10 protein-coding genes and 1 pseudogene are annotated in these 11,420 nt (G+C 62.8%); 7 read left to right on the top strand and 4 right to left on the bottom strand.

What is annotated here, in order from left to right:
• From EOA86_RS07135 to EOA86_RS07125, 3 genes and pseudogenes are all read right to left on the bottom strand, one after another.
• A pseudogene (locus EOA86_RS07135) lies at positions 1 to 328 on the bottom strand (diaminopimelate epimerase); the annotation flags it as partial.
• Between the two features lie 170 nt (positions 329 to 498).
• Complete coding sequence (locus tag EOA86_RS07130; RefSeq protein WP_029349395.1) at positions 499 to 660, bottom strand: DUF1328 family protein; 162 nt, start codon at positions 658 to 660, stop codon at positions 499 to 501.
• Between the two features lie 107 nt (positions 661 to 767).
• Positions 768 to 1,808 (bottom strand): MBL fold metallo-hydrolase, encoded by a 1,041-nt coding sequence (locus EOA86_RS07125; RefSeq protein WP_164891597.1) that lies wholly within the window; start codon positions 1,806 to 1,808, stop codon positions 768 to 770.
• A gap of 249 nt (positions 1,809 to 2,057) precedes the next feature.
• Between EOA86_RS07125 and EOA86_RS07120 the strand changes: the two genes are divergently transcribed.
• Entirely contained in the window at positions 2,058 to 2,597 is a 540-nt protein-coding gene (locus EOA86_RS07120; RefSeq protein WP_065007266.1) for an AprI/Inh family metalloprotease inhibitor, read from the top strand.
• 143 nt (positions 2,598 to 2,740) lie between these two features.
• A complete protein-coding gene (gene zapE / locus EOA86_RS07115) occupies positions 2,741 to 3,943 on the top strand; it encodes a cell division protein ZapE (RefSeq protein ID WP_128341086.1) in 1,203 nt (400 codons plus the stop codon).
• A 120-nt stretch (positions 3,944 to 4,063) separates the two neighbouring features.
• Here the strand turns inward: zapE and EOA86_RS07110 are convergent, their stop codons facing one another.
• Positions 4,064 to 4,405, bottom strand: coding sequence for a GNAT family N-acetyltransferase (locus EOA86_RS07110; protein ID WP_245497158.1), 342 nt, complete (start codon positions 4,403 to 4,405; stop codon positions 4,064 to 4,066).
• A gap of 305 nt (positions 4,406 to 4,710) precedes the next feature.
• On the opposite strand from EOA86_RS07110, the gene mdh reads away from it, so the two are divergent.
• From mdh to EOA86_RS07085, 5 genes are all read left to right on the top strand, one after another.
• On the top strand, positions 4,711 to 5,679 hold the full coding sequence (mdh, locus tag EOA86_RS07105; protein ID WP_128341085.1) for a malate dehydrogenase: 969 nt from the start codon (positions 4,711 to 4,713) through the stop codon (positions 5,677 to 5,679).
• A 31-nt stretch (positions 5,680 to 5,710) separates the two neighbouring features.
• Positions 5,711 to 6,904 carry an ADP-forming succinate--CoA ligase subunit beta gene (sucC, locus tag EOA86_RS07100; RefSeq protein ID WP_128341084.1) on the top strand — a complete coding sequence of 398 codons (1,194 nt, stop codon included), beginning with the start codon at positions 5,711 to 5,713 and terminating at the stop codon, positions 6,902 to 6,904.
• Positions 6,905 to 6,908: 4 nt separating this feature from the next.
• Entirely contained in the window at positions 6,909 to 7,280 is a 372-nt protein-coding gene (locus EOA86_RS07095) for a cupin domain-containing protein (RefSeq protein WP_065007262.1), read from the top strand.
• A gap of 54 nt (positions 7,281 to 7,334) precedes the next feature.
• Positions 7,335 to 8,240 (top strand): succinate--CoA ligase subunit alpha, encoded by a 906-nt coding sequence (gene sucD / locus EOA86_RS07090; RefSeq protein WP_128341083.1) that lies wholly within the window; start codon positions 7,335 to 7,337, stop codon positions 8,238 to 8,240.
• Positions 8,241 to 8,354: 114 nt separating this feature from the next.
• On the top strand, positions 8,355 to 11,342 hold the full coding sequence (locus EOA86_RS07085; protein WP_128341082.1) for a 2-oxoglutarate dehydrogenase E1 component: 2,988 nt from the start codon (positions 8,355 to 8,357) through the stop codon (positions 11,340 to 11,342).
• The last annotated feature ends 78 nt before the right edge of the window (positions 11,343 to 11,420 follow it).

Below are 11,420 nucleotides of genomic sequence, written 5' to 3'. Positions count from 1 at the left end.
GTTCTTCGGCGTTGAGGATGCCGGCGACGGTCTCGAAGGCGAATGTCTTCTGGCCGGTCTCGGCGGCAAGTGCCTGCACCACGCAGCGCATGCCGTTGCCGCAGGCCTGCGCGCCGGTTCCATCGGAATTCAGGATGTCGATGGAAAAGGCGGTGCCCGGCGTCCTGGCGTCGTGGATCGCCATGATCTGATCGAATTTCGTCGCGGCATCGGCGTTGAGCGCAAGGGCGGCAGACGGCGTCACCCGATCGGCGCGACCGCGCATGTCGGCAACGATGATCTCGTTGCCAATGCCGTTCATCTTGGCGAAGGGGGCAGTGCTTGCCATGGATCGAAAGGTCTCATGCCGGTTTGGCGCCTATATGGCGGATACCGGCCGAAATTACCAGTGTGCGCACGCGTCAGAGCGACGTGCGTCCATTTGGACGCACAAAGTACGCTCTGACATTTTTGAACCAGCGCACGTGCTTTCCGCTGCGCACTTTTGCCCGACATGCATTAGGCCACCGCGAAGACGCCAAGCACGATCAGCAGGAAGATGATCAGCACGATGCCGATGAGAATACGGGCGCCGGTGGCGGCGGCTCCGGCCAATGCCGGCATGCCGAGCAGGCTGGCCGCGGCCGCGATAATCAGAAGAATGACAATCCATTTGATCATGGGGAGATCCCTGCAGCCGACGGTTGTGGAACTCCCCACAAACGCATCTGCGATGGCTTGGGTTCCGATTCCTTAAGTTCCCCTGCGGCGCGAAGCCGGCCGCCTGCCTAGACCGCCGGCACGTCCCAGACTTCGCCGGGACGCAAGGCGCGAAAGCGTTCTTGCGGGATACCTTGATCGTCGAGGGCTTCGCCAAGGTTTCTGGCCGGCTCGTCAATCGGCTCGTTGGTCAGCCGGAACGTGCCCCAATGGCAGCCGGCAGCATGGGCGGCGTTGCACAAAAGCATGCCTTGCACCGCCTCCTCCGGGTTCTGGTGGTGTGGCGCCATGAACCAACGCGGCTCGTAGGCGCCGATCGGCAGGATGGCCAGGCGGAAGCCGCCGTGCCTTTCGGCCATCAGCCGGTAGTTGATGCCATCGTGGAAGCCGGTGTCGCCGGCGAAATAGGCCTTTCCGCCCGGCGTCTCGACCACAAATCCCGCCCACAGCGCCATGCGCCGGTCGCGGGTGCCGCGCGCCGACCAGTGGTGCACCGGCTCGACATAGACTGCGACGTCCTTGCCGATCTCGACCCTCTCGCCCCAGTCATGCACGGAAAGCCGCATGCCGGGAACGCCATCGTCGATGATGGCGTCATTGCCGAGCGGCGTCAGCACCAGCGGGTCGTGCTTTGTCTTCAGCCGCTTCAGCGTGGCGAGGTCGAGATGGTCGTAGTGGTTGTGGCTGACCAAAACGAGGTCGATCGGCGGCAGGTTGGAAAAGGCGATGCCCGGCAGATTGACCCGTTTCGGCCCGGCAAAGGACAGCGGCGAGACGCGCCGCGACCAGACCGGGTCGGTGAGGATGTTCAGGCCGGCTGTCTGGATGAGCAGCGTGGAATGGCCGACCATGGTCAGCCTCAGCCCGGAGCCGTCGATCCGTTTGGCCGGTGTCGCTTGATGAAATGGACTCGGATTCGCCGCCGGCCATTTCGAGCGCTCGCCGCCCAGCTGCCACTTCAAAAGATCGGAAAAGCGGGCAGGCGGCTTGCCGTTGGGATTGAAAAACAAGGTGCCGTCGAAATGATCGCTCGGTGGGCCGCTGTAATAGCGATTGGCGGCTCTTTTTCTCGCAGCCAAGGTTTCGCCTCCGGCAGGGTTCCGTTTCATCAGAGATAGGACCGAAGCCGATTGACGCAAGCATTTGGTGACCGGAATGCCAAGGGCATGCTTGTCCTGGTAGAGCCCTGGCAGGGCCCGAAGTGCAGGCTGGGCGGCATGTATTTGTGGTAAAATTGCAACAGTTGTTGCCACAAATGGTATTTTAACCATATCGGGTTGAAATTTCGCCACCTTCCCCATCTTGGTGGGGGAGATTGTGCGGACGGCGGCCCCAGCCGGATCCGACGGAGGTTTGAAATGAATTTATCGAAAGCCGGTCTGCTGGCCGTATCGCTTGCCGCGCTCGTTGCGAGCGGCTGTTCAACGTCACGGTTCTCGTCGATGGACCAGCAGCCGTCGCCGCTTGAGGCCGCGCCCTCCGGCACGGTGACCGCAAATCAGCTGCCGCCGCCGGCGGCGCCCGGCACTGCCGACCCGTCGAAATTTCCGACGGCGCCGCAAGGCCCTCAGGTTGCCTCGCTGCCGCCGGACGGGACGGCTCCGGCCGGAGCGCCGGATCTTACCGCCTCCAGCGTCGCCGGCGTGTGGAAGGCCAGCGTGTCCGGCCAGAGCTGCCAGGTGGCGACGCCGCAGACCAAGTTCGGCGCCGGCTACCGGGCCGGGCCGCTGCATTGCCCGGCGCCGATCAACGGCATTAAGTCCTGGAACGTCGCCGGCAAGCAGTTGACGCTTTACGACGAGAACGGCGGCACGCTGGCACGGCTCTATTCCTCGGGCGGAGAGAAATTCGACGGCCAGACTTCCAACGGCCTGCCGATCTCGCTTACAAGAGGCTGACCCGCCGCTTATTTTGTTTTACGCAATTCCGAACGGAAAACCGCTACACACTTTTCCTGGAATTGCTGTCTTTTGTTTTTACGCAATTCCGGACGGAAAACCGAGACACACTTTCCTGGAATTGCTCTAGAACGACGTGACCGATGCATCTGCGTGACGGCCTTCAGACCCATGCGACCGTCCGGCAGCGCTACGACCATCTGGTCGATACCGGCCTGATCGACCGCGATACGGCGCAGGAGCGGATCGTCGCGGCACTCGACCGGTTGATCGATGAGATCTCGGCAAAGCGGCTGGCGCACAAATCGAGCGCGCTGGGCTGGCTGTTCGCCCGCAAGCGTGAAACGCGCGAGGCCGTCAAGGGCCTCTACGTCCATGGCGGCGTCGGCCGCGGCAAGACCATGCTGATGGACATGTTCTTCGAGCTGGTGCCGGTCAGGCGCAAGCGTCGTGTCCATTTCAACGACTTCATGGCCGATGTGCAGGATCGCATCCAGAAGCACCGGCAGGCGCGTAAAGAGGGCGCCGTCAGGGAAGACGACCCGATCGCGCCGGTGGCCCGCGCGCTGGCCGAGGAGGCCTGGGTGCTGTGCTTCGATGAGTTTTCCGTCACCGACATCGCCGATGCGATGATCCTGTCCCGGCTGTTCTCGGCGCTGTTTGCCAACGGCGTCGTGCTGGTCGCCACGTCCAATGTCGCGCCGCAGGATCTCTACCACGACGGCTTGAACCGCCAGCTTTTCCTGCCCTTCATCGGCATCCTGGAGCTGCATGCGCAGGTGCTGGCGCTGGATGCCGACAAGGACTATCGGCTGGACAAGCTCAGCCGCCTGCCGGTGTATGTCACCCCTGCCGATGCCGCCGCCGATGCTGTCCTCGACGAGGCCTGGGAAGTGATGACGCGTGGCCGGCGGACTGCCGAGGCGGCATTGACGGTAAAGGGCCGGCAGGTCGTGGTGCCGCGAGCCGCCGGCGAAGCGGCGCGGTTTTCCTTTGCCGATCTCTGTGAAAAACCGCTCGGTGCCCGCGATTTCCTGGCGATTGCCAGCCGCTTCTCGACCATCTTCATCGATCATGTGCCGGTGCTCGGCGAAGGCATGCGCAACGAGGCCAAGCGCTTCATCCTGCTGATCGATACGCTCTACGATCATCATGTGCGGCTGGTGGTGAGCGCCGCTTCACCGCCACCGCAGCTGTACACGGCCAGGCGCGGCAACGAGGTCTTCGAGTTCGAGCGCACCGCGTCACGCCTGATCGAGATGCAGAGCCATGAATGGCTGGAAGACTGGGCGGGGAGGCAGAGGGGGAAGGTGGTGCCTGTGGAGGCGAGGCAGGCGCAGGCGTAAACCTCGTTTCGTAGCGTCCCGTCACACCCCTCTCTGTCCTGCCGGAACAGAGGGGGTGCTGTCCCGCCATCGCCAAAAGGTTCGGTCCCGCTGTGATGCCCTACAACTCAAACACATACATCACGAACTCCTCCGCCGCCCCATGTGGCTCCTTCCGCGCCTCATGCACCGCGCGGGCCGCAATATTGTCCGGCTCAGTGCCGACCCCGGTCTCCTCGCAGCCAAGCTCGCGGCCGAGCTCAACATGGGGTCGAGCATCTTCGTCGCGATGCCCTGGCGCAGGAAGGCCGGCGATACGCCGACTTCGTCGATGTAGAGTTCGCTCACCTTGTCCGGGTGGCGGTGGATGACGGCGGCGCATTGACCGACGACTATGCCTTCGGCCACGGCGACGACCATAAAATGGTCGGGTTCGCGGAGATACGCTGCCAGCCGATCCGGCCTGACCGGTTCATCGAACACATCCTCGGCGACCCGCATCACAAGGGCGTCATCGCCTTGGTTGGGCCTTACGATTTCCACATGCATTGTGTAAAATCTCCCAAGTCGGCTTATAAACTTTTACGTTTACGTAAATCCCAATCGATCTAACCGATTGAAATCACTCACTCCGAAATAATCGTTTGAATGTTTTGTGCGCCGGGGCTATTGGGTGCGGCGAAATCTTTGCGGCTTCCCCGCAGCATTCCGGCCTCCTTCCTCGACGCCGTCATCAAATTCGTTAAGGATTTGGGCGCCGTCACAGTCTAAAGGGAAAACCTCCTGACATGGCACGCAACAAGATAGCGCTTATCGGCTCGGGCATGATCGGCGGCACACTCGCCCACATGATCGGCCTCAAGGATCTCGGCGACGTTGTGCTGTTCGATATCGCCGAGGGCATCCCGCAAGGCAAGGGGCTGGATATCGCGCAGTCGTCGCCGGTCGATGGGTTCGATTCCAGGCTGACCGGCGTCAACGATTACGCCGGCATCGAGGGAGCCGACGTCTGCATCGTCACCGCCGGCGTGCCGCGTAAGCCCGGCATGAGCCGCGACGACCTTCTCGGCATCAACCTGAAGGTCATGGAGCAGGTTGGCGCGGGTCTCAAGAAATACGCGCCGAAAGCCTTTGTCATCTGCATCACCAACCCGCTCGACGCCATGGTCTGGGCGCTGCAGAAGTTTTCCGGACTGCCGAAGAGCCATGTCGTCGGCATGGCCGGCGTGCTGGACAGTTCGCGCTTCCGCTATTTCCTGGCCGAGGAATTCAAGGTCTCGGTCGAGGATGTCACCGCCTTCGTGCTCGGCGGCCATGGCGATTCCATGGTGCCGATGATCCGCTATTCGACGGTCGCCGGCATCCCGCTGCCCGACCTCATCAAGATGGGCTGGACCTCGAAGGAAAAGCTCGATCAGATCGTGCAGCGCACCCGCGACGGCGGCGCCGAGATCGTCGGCCTGCTCAAGACCGGTTCGGCCTTCTATGCGCCGGCCGCCTCGGCGATCTCGATGGCCGAGGCCTATCTCAAGGACAAGAAGCGCGTGCTGCCCTGTGCTGCGCATCTCTCCGGCCAGTATGGTGTCAAGAACACCTATGTCGGCGTGCCGGTGGTGATCGGTGCCGGCGGCGTAGAGCGCATCATCGAGATCGAGCTCAGCAAGCCCGAGCAGAAGATGTTCGACAGTTCGGTGGCGGCGGTGCAGGGCCTGTGCGAGGCGTGCGTCAAGATCGCTCCGCATCTCGCCGCCAAGTGACCCGCCGCCAAGTGACCTGGAGACAACGCGCATGAACATCCATGAATATCAGGGCAAAGCGCTGCTGAAGGGCTTTGGCGCACCGGTGGCCGAAGGCGTGCCGGTGTTCGAGGCAAGCGAAGCGGAAGCCGCCGCCAAGGCGCTGCCCGGCCCGCTCTATGTGGTGAAGAGCCAGATCCATGCCGGCGGCCGCGGCAAGGGCAAGTTTAGGGAGCTCGGCCCCGACGCCAAGGGTGGTGTCAGGCTGGCGAAGTCGGTGGCCGACGTCGTTGCCAACGCCAACGAGATGCTCGGCCACACGCTGGTCACCAAGCAGACCGGCCCGGCGGGCAAGCAGGTCAATCGCCTATACATCGAGGACGGCGCCGACATCGACCGCGAGCTCTACCTGTCGCTGCTGGTCGACCGCTCCGTCGGCCGCATCGCGTTCGTCGTCTCGACCGAGGGCGGCATGGACATCGAGGCGGTCGCCCATGACACGCCGGAAAAGATCATCACCGTCACCATCGACCCGGAAAAGGGTGTGACGGCGGACGATTTGAAAGAACTCAACGGCGCGCTGAAGCTCGACGGCGAGGCCGCCAAGGACGGCGAGACGCTGTTCCCGATCCTCTACAAGGCCTTCGTCGAGAAGGACATGAGCCTGCTCGAGGTCAACCCGCTGATCGTCATGAAGAATGGCCGGCTGCGCGTGCTCGACGCAAAAGTGTCGTTCGACAACAACGCGTTGTTTCGCCATCCCGACGTGATGGAGCTTCGCGACATCACCGAGGAGGACGAGAAGGAGATCGAGGCGTCGAAATACGACCTCGCCTATGTCGCGCTCGACGGCAATATCGGCTGCATGGTCAATGGCGCCGGCCTTGCCATGGCGACGATGGACATCATAAAGCTCTATGGCGCCGAGCCCGCCAACTTCCTCGATGTCGGCGGCGGTGCGTCGAAGGAGAAGGTGACGGCGGCGTTCAAGATCATCACCAAGGATCCGGCGGTCAAAGGCATCCTGATCAACATCTTCGGCGGCATCATGAAGTGCGACATCATCGCCGAGGGCGTGATCGCAGCAGTCAAGGAAGTCGGCCTGCAAGTGCCGCTGGTGGTGCGGCTCGAAGGCACCAATGCCGAGCTCGGCAAGAAGATCATCAACGACAGCGGGCTCAACGTCGTCTCGGCCGACGACCTCGACGACGCTGCCAAGAAAATCGTGGCGGCGGTGAAGGGCTGATCTGGTGCCTCCGCACAAAATAAATCTGGTCGAGGCGGCGGATCAGAAGATCAAAAAGGTCTTCGATCCGCATATCGCCGGCGACGTCAACGACGCCCAGGTCAAGATCGCCAAGTTTGGCGATGTCTTCGACTGGCATGCGCATGACAATGAGGACGAAGCGTTTCTGGTGCTGCGCGGCCGCATCGCTATCGATTTCCGCGACGGCACGGTGGAGCTTGGCAGCGGCGAGTTCATCGTCGTGCCGCGGGCGGTCGAGCATCGGCCGCGCTCGCTGAGCGAGGAGCCGGTGGTGCTGATGTTCGAGCCGGCGACGACGCTCAACACCGGCAATGCCAAGAGCGACCTCACCGTCGCCGATCTCAAGCGGCTCTGACCTGACGATGACCGCGCAGCCTTCCTCCATCAACGGTTTGTAAAAAGGACCACCATGTCCATTCTCGTCGACAAGAACACCAAGGTCCTCGTGCAGGGCCTGACCGGCAAGACCGGCACGTTCCATACGGAGCAGGCGCTGGCCTATCACGGGACAAAAATGGTCGGCGGCATCCACCCCAAGAAGGGTGGCGAGACGTGGACCGGCGCCAAGGGCGAGAGCCTGCCGATCTTTTCCACGGTTGCCGAAGGCAAGGCAACGACCGGCGCCAATGCTTCCGTTGTCTATGTGCCGCCGGCAGGCGCCGCAGAAGCGATCCTGGAAGCGATCGAAGCCGAGATCCCGCTGATCGTCTGCATCACCGAGGGCATCCCGGTGATCGACATGATCAAGGTCAAGGCAAGGCTCGACCGCTCGACATCGCGGCTCATCGGCCCCAACTGCCCCGGCGTCCTGACCCCCAACGAATGCAAGATCGGCATCATGCCCGGCAACATCTTCCGCAAGGGCTCGGTCGGCGTTGTTTCCCGTTCGGGAACGCTTACCTATGAGGCAGTGTTCCAGACCACCAATGTCGGCCTCGGCCAGACCACCGCCGTCGGCATCGGTGGCGATCCCGTCAAAGGCACGGAGTTCATCGACGTGCTGGAGATGTTCCTCGCCGACGACGAGACCCAGTCGATCATCATGATCGGCGAGATCGGCGGCTCGGCCGAGGAAGACGCCGCGCAGTTCCTCAAGGACGAAGCCAAGCGTGGCCGCAAGAAGCCGATGGCCGGTTTCATCGCCGGGCGCACGGCGCCGGCCGGCCGCACCATGGGTCATGCCGGCGCGGTGATTTCCGGCGGCAAGGGCGGCGCCGAGGACAAGATCGCGGCGATGGAATCGGCTGGGATAAGGGTTTCGCCGTCGCCGGCCCGGCTCGGCACGACGCTGGTCGAGGCGATAAAAGGAAAGTAAGGCAGGAGGGGAGTAGGGCAGTACGGCAATAGGGGAACCGGGCGTATCTTGCCCTACTGCCGTACTCCCCTACTCCCCTAAAAAAGGAGACGGAGCAGGCGCTCCGCTGAGAAAATGGCAAGACAAGATCAGGCCAACGACCAATTTTCGCTTACCTCTTTCCTCTATGGCGGCAATGCCGACTATATCGACGCGCTCTACGCCGCCTTTGAGGACGATCCCGCTTCGGTCGACCCCGAATGGCAGGATTTCTTCGCGGCGCTGAAGGACGACGCCGGCGATGTCCGCAAGAATGCCAAGGGCGCCTCGTGGGCCAAGCCCTCGTGGCCGCTGCAGGCCAATGGCGAATTGGTCTCGGCGCTCGACGGCAATTGGGGCATCGTCGAGAAGCACATCGAGAAGAAGGTCCAGAACAAGGCGGTGATGAACGGCGTCTCCCTTTCCGACGCCGACGTGCATCAGGCGACGCGCGATTCCGTGCGCGCCATCATGATGATCCGCGCCTACCGCATGCGTGGCCATTTGCACGCCAATCTCGATCCGCTCGGCATCGCCAAGCCGCTCGAGGACTATAATGAGCTGTCGCCGGAAAATTACGGCTTCACCGCCGCCGATTACGATCGCCCGATCTTCCTCGACAATGTGCTCGGCCTCGAATTCGGCACCATCCGGCAGATGCTCGATATCCTGACCCGCACCTATTGCTCGACGCTCGGCGTCGAGTTCATGCATATTTCCGATCCCGAGGAGAAGGCGTGGATCCAGGCGCGCATCGAGGGCACCGACAAGGAGATCTCCTTCACCGCTGCCGGCAAGAGGGCGATCCTGCAGAAGCTGGTCGAGGCCGAAGGCTTCGAGCAGTTCATCGACGTCAAGTACAAGGGCACCAAGCGCTTCGGCCTTGACGGCGCAGAGGCGCTGATCCCGGCGCTGGAGCAGATCGTCAAGCGCGGCGGCCAGCTCGGCATGAAGGAGATCGTGCTCGGCATGGCGCATCGCGGCCGGCTGAACGTGCTCTCCCAGGTGATGGCCAAGCCGCACCGCGCCATCTTCCACGAGTTCAAGGGCGGCTCGGCCGCACCCGACGAGGTCGAGGGCTCGGGCGACGTGAAGTACCATCTCGGTGCTTCGTCGGACCGCGAGTTCGACGGCAACAAGGTGCACCTGTCGCTGACCGCCAATCCCTCGCATCTGGAAATCGTCGATCCGGTGGTGATGGGCAAGGCGCGGGCCAAGCAGGACTCTCTGTTCGGCCGCAGCCGCGAGGAGATCGTGCCGCTGGAAGAGCGCGCCAAGGTGCTGCCGCTGCTCCTGCACGGCGACGCCGCCTTTGCCGGCCAGGGCGTGATTGCCGAAATCCTCGGCCTGTCGGGCCTGCGCGGCCACCGCGTCGCCGGCACGCTGCATTTCATCATCAACAATCAGATCGGCTTCACCACCAATCCGCGCTTCTCGCGCTCGTCGCCCTACCCATCGGATGTGGCCAAGATGATCGAGGCGCCGATCTTCCACGTCAACGGCGACGATCCGGAAGCCGTGGTCCATGCCACCAAGGTGGCGATCGAATTCCGCATGAAGTTCCACAAGCCTGTCGTGGTCGACATGTTCTGCTACCGCCGCTTCGGCCACAATGAGGGCGACGAGCCGGCTTTCACCCAGCCGATCATGTACAGCAACATCCGCAGCCACAAGACGACGGTGCAGATCTATGCCGACCGGCTGATCGCCGAGGGCCACCTCACCCAGGCCGAATTCGACAAGATGAAGGCGGACTGGCGGGCACATCTCGAGCAGGAATTCGAGGTCGGCCAGCATTACAAGCCAAACAAGGCCGACTGGCTGGATGGCGCCTGGTCGGGCCTGCGCACGGCCGACAACCAGGACGAACAGCGGCGCGGCAAGACCGCCGTGCCGGTCAAGACGCTGAAGGAAATCGGCAAGAAGCTGACCGAGGTGCCGAAGGATTTCGAGGCCCACAAGACGATCCTGCGGTTTCTCGAGAATCGCCGCCAGGCGATCGAGTCGGGCGAAGGCATCGACTGGTCTACAGCCGAGGCGCTGGCCTTCGGCGCCATCCTGCTCGACGGCAATCCGGTCCGGCTGTCCGGACAGGATTCGGAGCGCGGCACGTTCTCGCAACGCCACTCCGTGCTCTACGATCAGCGCGACGAGACACGCTACATCCCGCTCAACAATCTGTCGGCGGCGCAAGCCGGCTTCGAGGTCATCAACTCGATGCTGTCTGAAGAGGCCGTGCTCGGCTTCGAATACGGCTACAGCCTGGCCGAGCCGAAGGCGCTGACGCTCTGGGAAGCCCAGTTCGGCGATTTCGCCAACGGCGCCCAGGTAGTGTTCGACCAGTTCATCTCGTCGGGCGAGCGCAAGTGGCTCAGAATGTCGGGCCTCGTCTGCCTGTTGCCGCATGGCTATGAAGGCCAGGGGCCGGAACATTCGTCGGCCAGGCTCGAGCGCTTCCTGCAGCTTTGCGCCGAAGACAACATGCAGGTGGCCTACTGCACGACGCCGGCCAACTACTTCCACATCCTGCGCCGGCAGTTGAAGCGGGATTTCCGCAAGCCGCTGATCCTGATGACGCCGAAGTCGCTGCTGCGTCACAAGCGGGCGGTGTCGACGCTGCCGGAGATGTCGGGCGAAAGCGCGTTCCACCGGCTGTTGTGGGACGATGCCCAGCAGCTCCCCGGCCAGGCGATCAAGCTCACCAAGGATTCGAAGATCCGCCGCGTCGTGCTCTGCACTGGCAAGGTCTATTACGACCTCTACGAGGAGCGCGAGAAGCGCGGCATCAACGACATCTATCTGCTGCGCGTCGAACAGCTCTATCCCTTCCCGGCCAAGGCGCTGATCACCGAACTGTCGCGCTTCCGCAACGCCGAGATGGTGTGGTGCCAGGAGGAGCCCAAGAATATGGGCGCCTGGTCGTTCATCGATCCGTATCTGGAATGGGTGCTGGCGCATATCGACGCCAAGCATCAGCGGGTGCGCTATACCGGCCGGCCGGCCGCCGCGTCGCCGGCCACCGGATTGATGTCGAAGCATCTCGCCCAGCTTGCCGCCTTGCTCGAAGACGCGCTCGGTGAATAGAACAGAGCTCGGCGAATAGAACAGAACCGACAGAAAAACGGACAGGCACAATGGCTACCGAAATCCGCGTCCCCACTC

Origin of the sequence: Mesorhizobium sp. M5C.F.Ca.IN.020.32.2.1, assembly GCF_004023105.1 — a bacterium.
GTDB classification, from domain to species: domain Bacteria; phylum Pseudomonadota; class Alphaproteobacteria; order Rhizobiales; family Rhizobiaceae; genus Mesorhizobium; species Mesorhizobium wenxiniae.
The sequence above is the reverse complement of the archived record's forward strand: the minus strand, read 5'-3'. Positions and strand labels throughout refer to the sequence as shown.